The following is a 19631-nucleotide window of genomic DNA, read 5'->3' as shown; positions in this document are numbered from 1 at the left end:
AGTTTCTAGACAAGTTCCAATGGAACCTCGCCCAAACACTTGCGCAGAGCCATATAAGGATTATGGTACTACTCCAGACGAGCCTTAATCCTTTTGCATATTCTATTTTAGATTTTACTATTTACCAAAAACTATTACATCCTTAATTATTTCAAATCCGTTTTTCTCATAAAATTTCTGGGATGGATATCCTTGCTCTGTATTTAACATGATTCCATTCATTCCTTGCTTTTTAATATCTTCTTCTATTTCTTTTATAAACCAGCTTCCAATACCTCTTCCCTGCATTTCGTAACTAACGCAAAACTGGTCAATATAGTATTCCATTCCTTTAATCCACGGTTTTTTCATCCCAAGGCTTAAGGCCACAACTTTATCGTCTAACACTGCGACATAACCAATAAAGTAATTATTGTTATGATGATTATGGAATAAGTTTTCTACTTGTTCTCTTGATTCATAAACATCATACCAGGGCTTTTTCGTGAATGTATCAATAAATAAATCAACACAGGTATCAATCATGTGCTCTTTCATTTCTAACATAACTAAATTTTTCATTATTTTTACTCTCCGTATATGTACTTATTTTTAATAGTTTTAGTTTTCTTAATATCAATTTAGATAAATTGTTTCATCCATTTATTATATAACATATCATTGACAAATTACAAATAAATAGCAATGATTAAGGTCATAATTTAGAAAAACCTTTAAGAATATAAAATAAGTGAATTAAGGCGACTCGTTACAAGTTTCCTTAATTCACATATTAAAAAGATTAAAAGATTATAAAACAATTCAGAATAATCGCTGAACAAAAAAAACTACAACTTCTGAATTTATATTCTGCTATCTTTGTATGAATACCTTGTTATATCTAATTTATTCAAACATTTTCCCAAAGAATTATCACTAAAAAATATATTATAGATAATCAACGTCAACATTATAGCAAAACCATGAAATTCTTATAGCAAGTTGAAACTTTCCTATAATAGTAGCATCAATTATTTAACTTTTTAACACTCTCCTTAATAAGCAATTGAGGATATAAACAAATAACTTCTGGCTCACTTTTTTCATCATTTATATTTTTAAATAATAATCTACAAGAGTTTCTTGCAAGCTTACCTAAATCCTGATCGATTGTTGTAATCTTTGGCTTTACTACAAAATTATGTAGTGTATTATCATAACTAATAATCGAGTAATCCTCTGGTACTTTTTTGCCACATTCATTTAAGTATCTAAGAAATCCAAGTGTCATCATATCGTTACAGCTATATACTGCTGTTAAATCAGTCTTCACAATTTCTTTTCCAGCATTATAACCACCAATAACCTTGTATTGGCCATCATAAATATACTTCTCATCTACTGGCAAATCAAATTGTTTCATAGCCTCAATATAACCAGTAACACGAGAGTTTGTAGTAGATTTCGATACTGCATATCCAATACAACCAATCTTAGTATGACCACTTTTCACTAACATGGAAATAGCTTGCATAGATCCATTAATATTGTCAATATATACTTTGTTGCATTCAATGTCATCCAGATAACGGTCAACCATTACATAAGGAACTGATATTGTTTCTAAATAGGGTTTAATCTTTTGATAGTCTTCCTCCGTTCCAATACTTGGAGTATAAAGAATACCATCTACACCTCTGGAAACTAACAGATGTAACAGCTCGATATCTGTCGCTGGATTTTCATCTGTATTAACAATCATAATTGCGTATCCCTTTTTACGGCAGTATTCTTCAATTTTCTTTGATAAGGATGAAAAGAAAATATTTTCAATATCAGGTATGATTAAACCGATTACATTGGATTTCTTCGTAACCAAACTTCTTGCCTGTTGATTGACTGTATAATTATATCTTTGTGCAACTTCTATTATTCTTTTTTTTGTATCTTCAGCAATTCTGCAATCTTTATGATTTAACACTAAAGAAACTGCTGCGACACTAACTCCTGCTTCTCGTGCTATATCTTTAATTGTAACTTTCATTTCTGCAACCTCCAGACAAAAAATCCTTTACAATATATAGTAACACACGTGCAGAGAAAAATCTATTCTATAAGAATAAAATCATAGATAAGATAAACATGAAGATAACTCCAGAAATCATTGGTAACGAAGTTCGCTTCACAAGATCTAATGGGCTAATCTTAACGGTACCTGCGACAATCATAACTACTGCTGCTACAGGAGAAACTGCTCTTATGATATTTCCTGCTAACGCCATCGGTATCGTCACAGCAAGTGCATTAATACCAGCCGCTGTAGCCAAAGGCATCATTAGAGGTACTAACGCATAAAATAATGCGGTACCGCTTCCACTTAATAAAACAATTAATATGGTTAATCCAACAAGAATTAATGGTAAGATAAATCCTAAGCCTGAACCTTGAATTTCAAGCATTGTGGATTGTAGTGATGATATCAGACCAATTGATTTAAGACCTGACACATACACGGTTGCTGCCACTAATAAAGCGACGATTGGCAGGGAACTACCCATTCCTTTAAAGAAAGATTCCGTTTTATTCAGAGCTTCTGCTGTACTTTTCCTACGTATAGCCTCGCAAAAGATAGCAATTATAAAGGAAACTACTGCTGCTAGCTCGACGCTAACATTTACTGTAACCCCAGTGAAAGTATCGAACAAATAAATCGCGATTAACAATAATATTGGGAATACTGGTAAAATGGTATATACAGTACGAAATAGCATGCCACCTTTAATATCTTTCACAGCCTCTATTTCTACCTTATTTTCCATTTGGTTTGCGTTTCTTTTATCCAAATACTTTTGCCAAAAGAAATGTACTGCTGCCATAAATGCTAAGGTTGGAATCGATACTAGTGCATGATATTTTAAAACATAATTTGATACAGTTAGTCCAGCAAATTCAGGATATTTTGCAAGTTCTGTAGCAATCGCCACGTTATCTCCACCTAATGGAGTCGGCATAACAGTTGCAGTTGTCGCGAGTACTGCTGCTGTAGTAAGGGGTGTCATTCCTGCCTCGCGAAGTACTGGATATAACGTAGCAAGCAGTATAATTGCTAAATTAGATGCACTTGGTATCACCAAGGAAAGTAAATTTCCAATAAGGAAAACAACCGGAACTAAAATGTATACAGACTTAATTTTTTTGATTGGTTTAGTTAAAGTATGAACAGTTACATCGTTTGCTCCAATTGCTGACATATATGAGGTATAACCGCCTAAAATCATTATGATAAACCCAGCGGAATTAAGTGAAGATTTAAATTCATTGATAATGACCAGTAATGGATCTAAGATAGTCAATCCTGATGATTTAAAGCCTTCACCACCAATTGTATTTCCCATAAATGTTGCAATATACATTAAAACTACACCCATCGCAAACATGGTTATCTTGATATCCATCTTTTTAATAAGCATAACAATCACAACAATAACTGACATTAATGCAATACTATACATGATAACGTTATTCATATAACATGAGCTCCTATCTGCTTCGCAAACTATTCCTTGTTATGAATAAAAGGATGCGAAAGTGTTTTTCTAACCAAATAGCTTTCTTCCAGTTGTATTTTATCAAGTTTGGCAGCATTACAAATTCTAATTCTTACTAATTACATTTACGAATCGATTCTTTGAACCACTTACGGAATTTATCTGCATCAACATCAATACAGACTTTAGCATTATTCGATTGTTTTAAATAACCTTTTAAATCAACTACCGTACATCCAGCAGTCATTGAGCCAGCAAGCTCAACATCTACGTAGGTATCTACAACTTCATAGATTTCAGGGGCAAGTAGATATGCAATTGCAGTACTATCATACATTTTTAAACCTGTGTTAAAGCTTCCACCACGATATTTTTTAAATAAGCAATACGCCATTTCGCCAGTTTTATTCATTGTTTTTATTTCTTCACTATCTTCTGGTAATACTAATGCTTTTAAACCGATATCAAGTCCAACCATCGCGATATCTACTCCACTGTGAAAAAGGATATATGCAGCTTCTGGATCAACGCCTACGTTAAATTCTGACATAACGCCCATATTACCACGGCTTAAACTTCCACCCATCATAACAACTTCTTTTATGTTCTCTTTCACTTCAGGATAAACTTTCAATAAAAGTGCAACATTAGTTAATGGACCTATTGCAACAATTGTGATTGGTTCTTTACTCTCCGTGATAATTCTTCTCATAGCATTCACAGCATTCTCAGTAATAGGCGTACACGTTGGATCTTCAAAATCATAACCTTCCATACCACTCTTTCCATGAATATAACTAGCATCTTCATATGGTCTAATGAGTGGCTTGTCTGCGCCTACTGCAACAGGAATACTTTCTTTTTCAAAAAACTTTAATAAGCGTAACGCATTGTAAGTTGTTTTATCAACTCCTACATTACCAGCAACCGTAGTTATTAATTTCACATCTAATTCACCCGCATATAGTGCTATTGCAATTGCTAAGGCATCATCGATGCCTGGATCTGTATCAATAATAATTGGTCTTTTATTCATAATTTCGATCCTCCTTAAAATATTCTTTCACTTCATTAAAATTAGGTATTGAGATTTGAGCACCTTTTTTGGTTACGGTCAAAGCTGCCACATCAGAAGCAAACGTTAAGCCTTCTATAAAATCTTTCTCAAAGATTAAGAAACGACATAGAGCTCCTATATAAGAATCTCCTGCTGCAGTTGTATCTACTGTTTTTACTTTTCTTGATGCAATATACTCATAATCACCAGTATAATTCGTAATACTACCGTCTGTACCAAGCGTAATAATTGCATTTACTCCTTTATCACGAAATACCTCCAGCGCAATATGATAAGATTTTTCATCCTCTGGATAAATCCCAGTTAACAGCTCACATTCACTTTGATTTACAATTACTAAATCTAAATGCTTATATAAATCATCTTCAATAACTTTTGCAGGTGCTGGATTTAAAATGGTATAAAGTCCAAGCTCTTTTGCAAACTTAATTGATTTTTTAACAACTTCGAAATCATTCTCTAATTGGGTTAAGAAAATGTCTCCCGGGTTCGCAATCTTTATTAACTTCTCTTTCACAGTTTCAAAATCTAGAGTATGATTTGCACCGTTGCTTAAGATAATTCGATTATCATTGTTACATCTTGTTATCATAGCAACGCCAGAAGATACATTGTTTGATACCTCAACACTAGAGACATCCACTCCATAAGAATTTAAGTCATCTAATAATTGCTTACCAAAAATATCATTTCCAACATTCGCAATCATCTTCACATCCACACCAAGTTTCGCTGCTGAAACGGCTTGGTTGCCGCCCTTACCACCAGAGTTCATTAGGAAACCATATCCATTAATAGTTTCACCGCTTCTTGGCATATAATCACTTTGAATTGAAAGGTCCATGTTTAGACTTCCTAATACAATTAGTTTTTTCATAATTTGGTCACCTCTTTACTATTAAAAACTGCTTACTTCGCAGTCGTATATATCAAGTAATCAATACTGCCAGTCAAGCAAATGTTTTTATTCCTGATAATATTATCTTATTATCATTTTTTTATTATCTCTTTTATTATGATATCTTACCATCTATTATATCTCTTATATTATGATATTTTACCATTAATTATCAATCATTTACTATGATATTTTACCATACCTGGTCCAAATTCATCTGTAGGTCTTTCAATAAAACCAAACTTTTTATAAAATTCAGTTTGTCCTGGTGTTGACATTAGACCAATATAAGCACCATCGCATGCTGCATTGGAAAGGTACTGCTCTATCCTATTCATTAACATGGAACCAACCTTTAGTTTTTGGTACTCCGGAACAACCACAACATCTTTGATAAAAAAAACAATTCTTCCATCTCCGACAACTCTTGAAATCCCAATCGGTTTTCCATCATCAAATATTACTACAGAATAAAGTGAATTTTTAAGAGCAATTTTTACATCGTCATATTCATAATATTTGAAATTTACTTGCTTTCTGACATCAATATATATTTCAGGAGTTAATGCATTATCAACAATCTCTATATTCATTCTATCACCCCTTGTTTTGCATTTTGAGTTGTCAGATTATCATGATACACGATCTTTATGATAAAAATGAGCGCTGATAAGCGCTCATTTTATGCTTAAAATAATAAGACAAAAGATAACACTAAACAGCTAATCGTCCCGACTATAATTGGTACACTTGTTCTCTTTACTAACTGAACTGGTGTAGCTCCTGTTGACGAAGCTACTATTACAATAACAGCGGCAACTGGAGAAATCGAACGTACTAAGTTAGCAATCATCTGCATTGGTAACGCAATCATCGCTGGTGATACCGAAGCAGCTGCTGCTACACTTGGAATTAATCCTACCGTAGCATAGAATACCGATAAACCATTACCACTTATTAAACCTATAATAAAGGTAATTCCACTGAATGCTAACATCATGATGATTCCTGCTCCCTTAAGACCATTTGCAGAATCCATTAACATGTCAACAATACCTAATGCTTTTAAGCCATTTACGAAAACTGTTGCTGCAACCATAATGGATACTACAGATGCTAAACCTGTGCCCATACCTTTAAAGAATTCCTGAACATCTTGCGTAACTTTAGCAATATCTTTTCTTCTAAAAGCTTCACAGATAATTGAAACAATTAAACTGATAAAAGTTATAGTAACTAATCCAACCTTTAGAGAAGGAAATCCTAGATTTATAACAATTACTAAAATTAAAGGCAAAACTGGTAATAAAGCATATACGATTGGAGGTAAGTCTTCACGTAAACCTTTTAATTCTGTTTTAAATGCTGTTCCTTTTGCTTCATCTTTCTTATCACAATATTTTTGCCATAAATAATGAGCAATTGCCATAAGAAGAATGGAAGGAATGGAAATCGCCGCATGCTTTCCAACATAATCAAGTATCGTCATTCCAAATGTTTCAGCAGCTATAACGTTATCAGCTCCAAGGGGTGTTGGCATAATGGTAGCAGTAGTTGCAATAATACCTGCTGCTGTTAATGGGCTCATTCCTACTCTTGTTAGAATTGGGAATAAAGTAGCCATTAATAATACGCCTAAGCTTGATGCACTTGGAACTACTAAGGATAATAAATTACCTAATAAAAAGATGATTGGTACTAAAATATACTTTGATTTAATCTTTCCTAACGGTTTTAACATAATCTGAACGGTTTTATCGTTTGCACCTATGTAGGTCATATAGGTGGAATATCCCATCAGAGTCATAAGTGTTAAACCAATGTTTCCTAATTGGCTTAAGAAAGCCGTCTCAATATTTTTGAAAATATCAAGTAATACAAATCCTGTCGAAGTTTCAGTATCTAATACTGGATGTCCTAGTATTACTGCTGCAGCTAAAAGAATAATACCGCAAAACAGTAGTGCAATTGTTGTATTGTATTTTTTTACAATAAGCACTGTAAGCAATATGATTGCTGCGATTGAAATAATAATTTCGACCATAATTTTCTCCTTCTCTCTCTAAAGTAAACAATTTAGTAATTTTGTTAAAACGTTTTATCACTTTGTAATTTTAAAATATCATTTTTTATTAAACTTGTCAATTAAAATGTTAAAACGTTTAACCACTTTGTTTAATTTAACATTTTTATAACTAAATTTTTGTGCTATTTTCATAAATTTTTTAACTTTTATTGGAAAATATAAATTACATATGTATTATATTGTTTCAATACTGCACTATTGTATACGTAAAATAATAGGTTATGTTTTAGTATACTGTGTTAGTTGTTCATCAAGAAATGTCTTTAAAAATACGAAAATGGAGTGTTTAAAAAGGTATCCATTGAAGTGTTGAAATAATGTTTGTACAATGAAAGGTCGTAATAATGTTTGCGATCTAAGAAAAACTAAATAAGTTATGCAAATGGGTACCCATTAGAAATTTTACAGGGAAAAAGGCCATATTGGCAGAGGATGGAGAAAAAACACCCTATAACAGTGAGAATGAATACAGCATCAATACGGACAAGGCTAGTGCTTTAGGCTTTCATTTCTCACCTCTAAATATGTGGATTTATACATTAATTGATAGTTACATTCAAGAAGTAACAGTATAGAAAATGATCTCATAATGAAACAAGCGAAAGCAGTAAACCGCTTTCGCTTGTTTTTCTTAGTTAATTTTAAAATCACAGACAAAACCCTTTTTAGCATACATCGTTTTAACAGGACTATAATTAGAAACACTATTTCCCATTAAATAAAGTTCATTTAGATTAACAAGTCCTTTTAAAGAAGCAATACTTTTTATCTTATTATCCTTTAAATAAAGCTTTTCTAAATTAGCAAGCTTTGTTAGAGGCTTTACATCAGAAATTTTATTTCCATTCATGGATAATAGCTTTAGCTTTTTCAAAGTAGAAATTGCACTAATATCAGTGATGGAGTTTCTTTGAAGGTATAAAGTCTCCAATCCACTCAGATTTTTTAACGCATTAATCGAAGTAATCTTATTATTTGATAAATCCAAATACTTTAAATTAGTCAATACCTTTAACCCTGTAATATCTTTAATAATATTATTGTCCAATGTTAAAGACTTGATGTTTTTCAAATTTTTAAGGCTGTCAATATTCTGTAAATTATTTTTCCCACCCTCTAATAGTATCAGTTTTGTCAGCTTATTTAGTGATGATATATTTTTTATCTTATTCTCACGTATATATAGCTCTCGCAAATTTGTTAAGGTTGACAAAGCACTGATGGATTCAATCTGATTACCATTTAAGGATAGAACCTCTAGCTTAGTTAATTTTTTAAGAGCACTAATATCAGATACCAAGTTACGCTGAAGGTAAAGCACACGTATATTTTTCAGATTACCTATGGCTGTTATATCCTTTATACCTAACTGTCCGGCATCTAGATACTCAAGATTTGCTAGCTTATTCAAATCCTTTAAACTTTTTACTCCTTTTGGTAGCTTCAAACGATAAATACCATGTAGCTCTTCCACCGATATCTTTCCTGATACTTTTCCAAGTTTTTCTCTAACTGCCTTTTCTACGAAAGCATCTGTAAAACTAACATATTTACTACTTTCTGCCGGTAATGTATCATAAGTTTTCATTTCTGCTATTATTGTATTCCAAGCATTTAGATGATACTTCTTCCCATTCGTATCATTATAATCTGGTATATTGGCAAGACTCCAAAGAGAAATACCACCAAGATTATAGGACTTAGCTAATTCTATCTTAGCACTAATACTAGAACTATCTTCATAGATAATGACATTCCAAGACTTGTCAGAGGTATTAAAGTACTGAATGTATGGACTTTGTAATTCATTGTTATATCCATAACTTAAATTCTGCCCATAACCATCCGTATTATCGATACGTGCCTTTATTGATTTATATAACGGGGTAAGCCTTCCTCCCCTACTTAAGGTTGTGGTAGGTAATTCAGTCCACTCCTTCGCACTCTTTACATCAAACTGCCACTGAGCAGTGTCAAATGCAATCTGTAACCAAACCTTTGAAAGCTCTGAAGTATTAGAAGCAGCATTTCTTATATCGTTTAATGCCATTCTAACCATCTGTATCGGTGCAAGGCTATGGGTAGGGTCCAAAGCATTATAGCCTGTGTACTGCTCTATCTGATTCTTTAGTACTTTTTGTACAGGTTCATAGTCATGTGCCATGACAATTACTCGGTCAGCCACATTAAGAATCTTGGAATAATCATAACCATCGAAATATAATGCTGGGTTTACTGCTACATACAGATTTTTTCCGATGCTGTCAAATTGTTCCCTAAGCTCCGTCAAAAATTGTGTATAATAAGTACTGATTGGCTTTCCATTATAAAGAATAGAATTACCATTTCCATCTGTATTGCGTAGCCCTTCAAAGTCAATTACCACACCATCATAGTAAATATCTTCTCCCAGCGAAAGATCGCTCTGTACAGTATTTACTATAGCGGACACCATGGCCGCTCGCTCGTCTGCATATGGTAACAATTTTGTACCATCGGGACCATCCATATATATATTTAACTGGATTGATTTTCCCTGACTCTTTGCATATTCTAACGGTTGAAGATAGTCATTCGGATAATAGAATCCATAATTACCGTTCTGACCTTTAACAGAGTTTAAACAACCAGAATCTTCTGCATCTATTCTACTCCAAGCAAAACTTATGGACTCTAAGTCATCTATGTACTGTTTCATCTGCTCTGAAAATACTGCGTTCGAAGGATAAAATGCATGAAGTTCTCCGCTCTTTTGCTTTCCTGTTTTAACACTATTATTATCAGAAGCGCTGGTATCTGAAGTACTATCTGCTGCCTTAACAGGTAATGACTGAATGAGGTATATCGTTATTATTAAGAAGCATAAATATGATTTGATTAATCTTTTTAAAAGCTTATTTTTATCGTTTATATTACAATGTTTAGTATAATTGAGATTATTTTTCTCCATGAAATCCCCTCCTTAATTATTGATCCTTAGAATTTATTAATGTATATACAAATACATAGTCAGCCTTGATTTTAATTAGATAGAAATTTGAATTTTAATTTTCATTTACGTTTATAATTACGTCGATATGATTAACTCTACATTTATCTAAACAAGGAAAATCACGCCTCGCGAAATTTTTCATGTCATAGATTATGCTTTCTATCCTGTTATATAACAATCTACACTAAAACAATACTACATAATTTATCAACTAACAATGTAAATTTTTATTTACGTTCTGTCTTCAGCTTTTTTTGCATTGTCTCAACATTCATTTGATTCCTTCCTGGGTAAGTTGATTAAAGCTTATGCTTTTACGAAGTACTCGCTGTATCAACTAATGAATTACTTCAATTGGTTGCGTGACAACGGAAAAGGCACAGAATACCGAAATATCCTGTGCCATACCGTACTGCCCCATTTAATGGTTAATTGTTTTGATATATGTATTCGCCTTATTTTGTTTAGGGTACGCTCACAATATTGAGTAAAATTCTAAATTTTTTTTGCCGAAATAATAGCTCTGCTTGTAGTTTCGCTAATAGGATTACTATTGTAGTCCCCGTATTCTTCTTCTATAACAAATCCTGCAGAAGCTAACCAAGAATATATTTGCTCAAGCGTAGCAAAATGTTTTACTGTATTGATATCTTGTTTGATTATTTCTCCACTTACACATTGAATTTCAAATCTGCGAGTAGAATTAACAATTCTAGTTTCTTTATCAAATGTACTACCAAACAGCATCATTTTACCAGTGTTTCCATCACTATCTATTCCTTGCCAAATCACGCGTTCACCCGGATCATCATACCAAGATTCGGGATGTAAAGTATATCCATAATCAATATAGATACTTCCGCCAGAAACCAGTGATTTCGCTGATTTTTCAATAAGTAACTTCTGTGCCTTTTCATAGTCCGTGCCAGAAATGATATTGAACAAAAAATTTCCTGCAATTACTACAATATCATAATCGTTATCCCATTCATCATCAATAACATCAGCCTTACGCCAAAAAATATTGCTTAGCCCCTCAGATTTCGATTCTATTTTACTTAGCATAAATGGATCAAAATCTAATCCTGTAACAATATGACCTGCTTTTGCTAAAGGAACAAGAATTCGACCACTCCCACAAGCAATCTCTAAAATATGTTTTGGTTTTGAACCTATAACTGATAGTAAAAATTCTACATCATTAGTATCTGTTTCATCTTTTTCATACATATCAGCTATCCACTTTGAAATAATTGCTTCTTCTTTATACAATTTATTATCCTCCATTTGATAGGAGGGTTAAAATATAGTCGCCCTCCTCATATATTTCAAACTTTCTAATATTGTATTTTTCATATGAAATCACCCCTTCTAATTTTTTTAGTAACGCATAAGCGGCATAACCGAACTTATACAGACAAGTATAATACATATTATACCACTTATCAACTTTACCTTCTAATAATCCCGTAACCTAGAATCTCTCTTACGGTAATTAAAATGTTAGTTTTATTTATATTATTTTTATACTTAAAACTTCGTATATTATATTTATGTAAAAAAACACAACCTACTAAATATTATTAGTGGGTTGTTATAATTTCTTTGACCAAATAGAGAATAGTTGCAACTGTATCAGAAGTTTAGCTATATTCTTATTTAGATTCTTATGGCTTGTCTTCAAAATTAATAGGGTTATTCAACTACCCCAATTAACAGGGTAGTTGATAAAAGTTTATATTACTAAATTGCTTCGGATGAAAAAAATTAGTCAATATTTCAACATTCATTATGTTAAAGCTAAAATATTATCTTATCGCCACCTCAACTAACGCCTTGATTATAGTTGTTGACACATTACCTACAGTTTCCCTAATTAGATCAACCACATGCTGTAATACCTCATAGAAAAAATTATCATTTGGTTCACTTATCGGATTTCTGACAACAGTCGCTACAATAGCTATCTCAGAAACGCAGCAATTATGGCATACAAGATTTCTCTCCTCGATCTGCGCATTAATATAAAGCCCTGTTTCTCCTTCTGCAGTATTCGCAGCTAATCTCCAGATGCTAGTAACAGCATTTAAATTAAATCTATTATCCCTTACACCAGCAAACGATATTTCATACTTTTCTGTACTATACATCGAAATTAATCCTTTTATTGTTATCTTATGCAAAAAAACGATATTGTTTCTTCGTCTAGAACATTGTTGTAGGTTAAAATGGTATATCTTCTCCTCACTGATTGAAAGATCAATTAACAGATTATTACATATTCTATCATCTATCAATATTAATTGTCAAAGTCCATTTATCTTTCTTTATCCATGTTCTCCGACCATTTACAACCATTCTTCTAATAATTTCATCAATTGAATAGAAAATTATTAACCTTAGAAAAAAATGGTACAAAGTATTGGTATTTCCTATTTTATTAATCATATATATAGACTAGTAATATGAATTTAGGAGGTAAATTTTATGAATGCTATTTATTTTGTTGCAGCAGGATCATTGTTAGGCCTTATTTTCGCCTTATGCATGTTCCTACGTGTTAAAAAGCAACCGGAAGGCACAGCTGAAATGATAAAAATCTCAACAGCTGTCAGAAAAGGTGCAAATGCTTACTTGAAACGGCAATATACAGGAGTGGCTTTATTTTTCGGTGTAGTCTTTTGTATATTAATCATTATGGCCTTTACTGGTTATTTAAGCTTTTTCACTCCTTTTGCTTTTCTAACAGGTGGATTTTTTTCAGGACTCTCTGGTTTTATTGGAATGCATACTGCTACTATGGCTAACAATAGAACTGCTGAGGGAGCATCAAAGAGCCTAAACAAAGGACTCAGAGTAGCATTTTCTGCTGGTTCAGTTATGGGATTTACAGTAGTTGGTCTTGGTCTTCTAGATCTTTCTATATGGTATTTAATTTTAAATGCAGTATTCCATAACCTTCCGGCAAGCGAAAAGATTGCAGAAATCACATCGAATATGCTAACTTTCGGTATGGGTGCGTCTAGTATGGCTCTCTTTGCCAGAGTAGGTGGAGGTATTTTTACGAAAGCCGCTGATGTTGGAGCTGATCTTGTTGGTAAGATAGAGGCAGGTATACCAGAAGACGACGCTCGTAATCCAGCAGTTATTGCTGATAATGTTGGTGACAATGTTGGTGATGTAGCAGGAATGGGAGCTGACCTTTATGAATCTTATGTTGGTTCAATTGTATCTACAGCAGCTCTAGCTGTTGCCGCCGGATATGGAATAAGTGGTGTTTCTGTACCAATGTTACTAGCAGCAATTGGTGTAGTAGCTTCGATTATTGGAACATTTTTTGTTAAAACCAAAGAAGGTGCTTCACAAAAGAATCTTCTAAGGGCACTAAGGACAGGTACATATATCAGTGCTGGTATCATCGTTGTTGCATCTTATTTTGTAATTAAGATATTACTTCCGGATCATATGGGTCTTTATGTCGCGATTCTTTCAGGATTGATAGCCGGAGTTTTAATTGGCGCTATAACAGAATATTTTACATCTGATTCTTATAAACCAACAAAGAAACTTGCTGATTCTAGTGAAACAGGACCTGCTACTGTCATAATCAGCGGATTATCTCTTGGTATGCTATCTACTGTAGTCCCTGTAGTAATCGTAGGTATTTCAGTTCTTGTTAGCTACTACGCTACCGGAGGTGTAAATGATTTTAATATCGGACTTTACGGTATAGGTTTATCTGCAGTAGGAATGCTATCCACTTTAGGTATTACACTAGCTACAGATGCATATGGTCCAATTGCTGATAATGCTGGTGGAATTGCAGAGATGACACATATGGATGCTTCTGTAAGAGAAAGAACAGATGCTTTGGATGCTTTAGGAAACACAACTGCTGCTACTGGAAAAGGATTTGCGATAGGTTCCGCTGCTTTAACTGCTCTCGCATTGATAGCTTCTTACATTGATAAGATCCATCAGATTAGTCCTGAATTAAAACTTGACCTAACAATCACTAATCCTAAAGTATTGGTAGGACTATTTATAGGAGGTATGTTACCATTTCTCTTCGCTGCGTTAACCATGAGTGCGGTAGGTAAAGCGGCTCAGTCAATTGTATTAGAAGTAAGACGTCAGTTTAAGACTATCATTGGGATTATGGAAGGAAAAGCAGAGCCAGATTATGCTTCCTGTGTTGATATGTGTACAAAGTCAGCTCAAAAACTCATGATTGCACCAGCTTTGATTGCTGTTATTATTCCAATTGTCGTTGGATTTATTATGGGTCCAGAAGGTGTTGCTGGTCTCCTTGCAGGCAATACAGTTACAGGTTTTGTACTAGCTGTTATGATGGCCAATTCCGGCGGAGCATGGGATAATGCCAAAAAGTTTATTGAGCAGGGTGCACATAATGGAAAAGGAAGTGACCAACATAAAGCAGCTGTTGTCGGAGACACCGTTGGTGATCCTTTTAAAGATACCTCCGGCCCATCAATTAACATTTTAATTAAGCTTACTTCTATGGTTTCCATAGTTTTTGCATCACTTATTGTTGCTAGCTATTTACTATAATTAACGAAAGCATGTGGCAAATGTAATTCTAATAGGTTCGACCAAAGCAAAATCTGGTTTTATCAATAATATAAAAATCAAAGTTAGTTTAATAAAGCTATAAAAATTTATAATCTCCGAACATCTTTTGTTAAGACGTTCGGAGATTATTGCTTTTTCTCATCTTCTCTTTAATTAGCTTGGTTTCTTTACACGTTACACAGTTGCAAAACGGTAAAGGCCATTGCTGTGCTGTGACTACTGTCCAATAACATATGATCCTGTTATTGGAGAATAATTGGTCATATTTAATTCATTTACTTTTATAAATTCTAAAAGATCTTCAAAGTTTGAACATATTATGCACATATGTACACCATCCATAGTTTTAAAAAATAATTTCATTAAATATAGAGATCTATAATCTCAGTCCCTTTATATCCTTAATTCTTGAGAGAATTATATTACAATCTAATGTTAAAACTCCCGGTAATTTATACATCACACTATTTAAAAATTCTTCCATTCCGTCATTATCTTCTGCTACTGCATGAACATGCAATTTGTTTTTTCCAGATACTTGATAGATTTGAGTAACCCTATCATTTTTTTCTAAAATATCTATCACTTCTTGATAATATCTAGGCTCTATTTCTATCTCATAATAGGACGATACAGCACTACTTATTTTTTGTGGATTAATAATGGTAGTATACTCTTCTATGATTCCTCTTTCCTCTAAAGCGCAAATCCTTGTTTTAACAGCAACTCGGGATAATCCGACAGCCTCACCAATATCTACATAACTCATTCTAGCATTTTTAGTAAGTAATGAAATAATTGTTCTGTCTACCTCATCCAATCCATTTAAATACATAAACTCTCACTCCTATTTTTAAGTATGCTTCCATTCATGATAACATTTTATGGTTGCAAAAACAAGAAAACCTTCTTTTCATTAACTCATATTGACATACCTGGAATCTAATGGTAGTCTAAATATATTACATAATGTAAGTTGTATTTAACATAATGAAACCAAAAATAAAACTAGTCTTATTCATTACTTTACTAAAAAATAATAACGGAAAGGAATTTTATTTATAAAAATGAAAAGTACAAGAGATCTTCTTAATGGTAACGAAACAAAAACAATGATTCATTTTGCCATTCCAATGATAATAGGTAATATCTTTCAACAATTATATAATGTTGCTGATACTATTATCGTAGGTAAATTTATAGGCCCTAATGCTCTGGCTGCAGTGGGTAGTTCGTTTACAGTTATGGTCTTATTAACCTCTATTATCATCGGATTTTGCATGGGTAGTGGAGCAGTTTTCTCTTTAAATTATGGTGCTAACGAAATTGATAAATTAAAAAACAGCTTTTTTACATCCTTTATTTTTATTGGAATTGTCACCATTGTTATTAACTTACTCTCAATTATATTTATTGACGAAATTTTAACCTTTATCAATATCCCTCCAGAAGTTCTCAGTGATTCGAAGACCTACCTGCAAATTATCTTTTTAGGAATTGGTTTTACCTATATCTATAACTATTTTAGTGCTGTTATGCGTAGTTTAGGGAATTCAATCGTTCCGCTAGTATTTTTAATTATGTCTGCTATCATAAATATCGTACTGGATATCATTTTTGTCGTGCCATTACATATGGGTATTGCTGGTGCAGCTTATGCTACGATTATTGCACAAGGATTTTCAGCAATTGGTATTGCAATTTTTTGTATGTTTCATGTTCCTCAGATTCGTCTGAAACGGGAACATCTATATTTAAATAAGAGTGTTGTAACAATGGTTTCGAATTACTCCATCCTCTCAAGCATACAATATTCAATTATGAATTTTGGAATATTAATGATTCAAGGATTGGTAAATAGCTTCGGTGTTTCAACAATGGCTGCCTTTACTGCAGTAGTTAAAATAGAAAGTTTTGCTTACATGCCGGTACAGGATTTTGGTAACGCATTTTCAACCTTTATTGCTCAAAATATGGGAGCAAAAAAATTAGAACGTATTCGTACTGGAATACGCTCAGCGGTTAAAATAATTACTATTTACTGTATCATTATTTCAGTTTTCATATTATTATTTGCAAAACCTTTAATGTACATATTTGTTAATAAAGAAGAAACAGAAATATTAAAGATTGGCATTCAATACCTATGGATTGTAGCTGGCTTTTATTGCTTAATTGGATATTTATTTATGTTCTATGGTTTATTTCGAGGACTTGGTAAACCTGGTATATCAATCGTCCTTACAATGGTAAGTTTAGGCACTAGAGTTATATTAGCTTATATACTTTCCTCAGTATCTTTCATTGGATTAGTTGGAATATGGTGGTCTATCCCAATTGGGTGGGCCTTGGCAGACATCATTGGTATTATATTTATAAGATATCAATTTACGTCTAGTAACTTTTGATGACCTATACCGATAATAATCTTATCTCGTTATAATCATATTTCGTTATATTCTTATTTCATTAATAATCCTATAAACACAAAGATTCCCTCTTTCACAACTAGAGGGAATCTTTGTGTCTTATTTTTTCTTTGTTGAAGCTGATGCCGCTGATGATTGTGCGGAACCCTTCTTTTTCGGAGCCTTTTTTGGATTCTTATCTCCCATTTATCTCACCTCCTCATTTGTTATATTTTGGATAACCATTAATACTATCTTATCTTTAATTCCATATAATGTCAATCAAAATTATTTCGTGTGTTACCCCTTCTACTAACTAAAAGTTTTCACTTACTTGCCAGAAGATATCGTCATATTAAGTGAAAAAAGAAGCTTCTTCGTTACCGAAAAAGCTTCAAAATCACCATATACATTAATACAATTTATAATTAAATTATGGATTTAATATTATTAAGTTATATCTTCTTATTCACTCGCAGCTACTTCCTGTCTTTTTAATCCTTTTACTGTTATTATTTTTAGCTCTGGATCAACATCGGAAGTAATTCCTTCTGGGAGTTTTATATCTTTAAATAATAAACTATCACCAGAGTTCATGGATGAAACATCAATCTCTAATTCATGAGGAATATCATGTGGTAATCCAGATACTGGAACTGAATCCACGTGACTGTTCAGAAGTAATCTTTTTGATTCAAGGAATTCTGTACCAATAATCTTAAAAGCTACCTCTTGTTTAATCGCCTCTGAAAGTGATACTAATTGAAAATTCAAATGAGAGATTTCATTAATAAGAGGTGCCACAGTAATTTCTTTTGTCATAACTGTGTATTCTTTATTATTAGTATCTACAAGCTTAAATACAGCATTTCTACCGTATTCTTTTATCGATTTTTTAAATTCATCCTTCTTAACTGCTATCGATATGGATTCCATTCCTTTACCAAAAATATTACCTGGTAAATACCCATTGTTCCTTAATAACTTATTTGCACCCTTACTAGTGCTAGTCCTTGGTACCATGTTTAATAAAGCGGTTTCTTGCATGCTAAAAAGCCTCCTTAAAAATATTATATAGTGTAGTAATCATTCAAAAGCCTTCTAGACTCTAAAATGAATATTCCAAAATATTAAATTCAGTGTGATTTATTTAATACGCAATTTTATATTTCTCAACATAATTTAAAGAAATGTAGATATCTAATTAGTTATTTTCTAACATATAATAATTTTATCCGTTTTTAATTATGTATTTTAAAATACTAAAATTTATTATTTATTAATTTTAATCATCACAATGAATCGTAAACATTACGTCTTATCTATTATATTATATTTCTGTGAATAGTCAAGCTCATTTTTTATTTTCAGATAATTTAAGTATCATTAAGTAGACTTTTTCTAAAAAAGTACTCTCTTCCTTGGGTATTTTATTTTTTCCTGAGTGGTTATATCTACTACAGTCACTTCTTTTTGAGCATAAAATTTATAAAAATCTTTAAAATCAGGAACATTCACTTTTAATCACCAACAGTAAGAGTAAAAAAAATAAACCAAAGCAAATTACAGTTGCTTGGTTTATTTTTTCTAGTTATACTTACAATTTATTAATCCTAACATTTTATAGATCCATATATTATATTACATTCTAATAACCCTTATATTTTAGATCCATACATTACATTCTATTGTTCTTGTTTGTTCTCTTCCAACAATTGCAAGATTTTAGGTGTGCATCGTCTTCCTCCGCAACTTCCGCTTCCTGCCGATGTTGCCTTTTGAACTTTCTGTAGCGTATCAGCACCATCTTTTATTACCTTTTTCATAGTACTTTTACTTATTGCTTTACATATACAAACTTTCGTGTATTTGTCTAATATATCTTGATTTTCCTCAGACACGGTGTCTCATCTCCTTCACTATTATTGATTTATCCTTTAACCAAATTGATGTATGTTCCATTATTTATATCGACATCATGGATTATAAACTTATTTCAAATACTATAATTCTTTCCTTGTTCTATGTCAACAGGATTCCGCCTTATTT

At 32.5% G+C, this 19631-nt stretch carries 15 protein-coding genes; 2 read left to right on the top strand and 13 right to left on the bottom strand.

The genetic code is table 11. The annotated features are described in order from the left end of the window. Positions 1–117: 117 nt before the first annotated feature. From CPHY_RS09440 to CPHY_RS09395, 10 genes are all read right to left on the bottom strand, one after another. Positions 118–561: a GNAT family N-acetyltransferase gene (locus CPHY_RS09440; RefSeq protein ID WP_012199845.1), complete on the bottom strand. Its 444-nt coding sequence runs from the start codon at positions 559–561 to the stop codon at positions 118–120. A 445-nt stretch (positions 562–1006) separates the two neighbouring features. Next, positions 1007–2023 carry a LacI family DNA-binding transcriptional regulator gene (locus tag CPHY_RS09435; RefSeq protein ID WP_012199844.1) on the bottom strand — a complete coding sequence of 339 codons (1017 nt, stop codon included), beginning with the start codon at positions 2021–2023 and terminating at the stop codon, positions 1007–1009. 67 nt (positions 2024–2090) lie between these two features. Next, positions 2091–3506 (bottom strand): C4-dicarboxylate transporter DcuC, encoded by a 1416-nt coding sequence (gene dcuC / locus CPHY_RS09430; RefSeq protein ID WP_012199843.1) that lies wholly within the window; start codon positions 3504–3506, stop codon positions 2091–2093. A 136-nt stretch (positions 3507–3642) separates the two neighbouring features. Next, positions 3643–4563 carry a ribonucleoside hydrolase RihC gene (gene rihC / locus CPHY_RS09425; protein WP_012199842.1) on the bottom strand — a complete coding sequence of 307 codons (921 nt, stop codon included), beginning with the start codon at positions 4561–4563 and terminating at the stop codon, positions 3643–3645. Then, positions 4556–5482, bottom strand: coding sequence for a ribokinase (locus tag CPHY_RS09420; protein ID WP_012199841.1), 927 nt, complete (start codon positions 5480–5482; stop codon positions 4556–4558). The genes rihC and CPHY_RS09420 overlap by 8 nt, the downstream gene beginning before the upstream one ends. A gap of 197 nt (positions 5483–5679) precedes the next feature. Continuing rightward, on the bottom strand, positions 5680–6096 hold the full coding sequence (locus tag CPHY_RS09415) for a GNAT family N-acetyltransferase (RefSeq protein WP_012199840.1): 417 nt from the start codon (positions 6094–6096) through the stop codon (positions 5680–5682). Between the two features lie 95 nt (positions 6097–6191). Then, complete coding sequence (gene dcuC, locus CPHY_RS09410) at positions 6192–7547, bottom strand: C4-dicarboxylate transporter DcuC (protein WP_012199839.1); 1356 nt, start codon at positions 7545–7547, stop codon at positions 6192–6194. Positions 7548–8220: 673 nt separating this feature from the next. Beyond that, entirely contained in the window at positions 8221–10539 is a 2319-nt protein-coding gene (locus tag CPHY_RS09405) for a leucine-rich repeat domain-containing protein (RefSeq protein ID WP_012199838.1), read from the bottom strand. A gap of 537 nt (positions 10540–11076) precedes the next feature. Continuing rightward, positions 11077–11853 carry a class I SAM-dependent methyltransferase gene (locus tag CPHY_RS09400; protein ID WP_157668692.1) on the bottom strand — a complete coding sequence of 259 codons (777 nt, stop codon included), beginning with the start codon at positions 11851–11853 and terminating at the stop codon, positions 11077–11079. A 536-nt stretch (positions 11854–12389) separates the two neighbouring features. After that, positions 12390–12731: a hypothetical protein gene (locus tag CPHY_RS09395; RefSeq protein ID WP_012199836.1), complete on the bottom strand. Its 342-nt coding sequence runs from the start codon at positions 12729–12731 to the stop codon at positions 12390–12392. Between the two features lie 337 nt (positions 12732–13068). On the opposite strand from CPHY_RS09395, the gene CPHY_RS09390 reads away from it, so the two are divergent. Further along, positions 13069–15153: a sodium-translocating pyrophosphatase gene (locus CPHY_RS09390; RefSeq protein ID WP_012199835.1), complete on the top strand. Its 2085-nt coding sequence runs from the start codon at positions 13069–13071 to the stop codon at positions 15151–15153. 397 nt (positions 15154–15550) lie between these two features. Here CPHY_RS09390 and CPHY_RS09385 read toward each other — a convergent pair whose 3' ends face one another. Further along, on the bottom strand, positions 15551–16009 hold the full coding sequence (locus CPHY_RS09385; protein ID WP_012199834.1) for an Lrp/AsnC family transcriptional regulator: 459 nt from the start codon (positions 16007–16009) through the stop codon (positions 15551–15553). Between the two features lie 232 nt (positions 16010–16241). Between CPHY_RS09385 and CPHY_RS09380 the strand changes: the two genes are divergently transcribed. Beyond that, complete coding sequence (locus CPHY_RS09380) at positions 16242–17582, top strand: MATE family efflux transporter (protein ID WP_012199833.1); 1341 nt, start codon at positions 16242–16244, stop codon at positions 17580–17582. A 465-nt stretch (positions 17583–18047) separates the two neighbouring features. On the opposite strand, the gene CPHY_RS09375 is transcribed toward CPHY_RS09380, so the two are convergent. Together CPHY_RS09375 and CPHY_RS09370 are read right to left on the bottom strand one after the other, a co-directional pair. Further along, on the bottom strand, positions 18048–18629 hold the full coding sequence (locus CPHY_RS09375) for a 50S ribosomal protein L25 (RefSeq protein WP_012199832.1): 582 nt from the start codon (positions 18627–18629) through the stop codon (positions 18048–18050). A 638-nt stretch (positions 18630–19267) separates the two neighbouring features. Continuing rightward, positions 19268–19483 (bottom strand): (2Fe-2S)-binding protein, encoded by a 216-nt coding sequence (locus CPHY_RS09370; protein ID WP_012199831.1) that lies wholly within the window; start codon positions 19481–19483, stop codon positions 19268–19270. Positions 19484–19631: the final 148 nt, after the last annotated feature.

Source organism: Lachnoclostridium phytofermentans ISDg, assembly GCF_000018685.1.
Taxonomy (GTDB): Bacteria; Bacillota; Clostridia; order Lachnospirales; family Lachnospiraceae; genus Lachnoclostridium; species Lachnoclostridium phytofermentans.
Note: the sequence above shows the minus strand (reverse complement) of the source record. Positions and strands in the feature narration are given on the sequence as shown.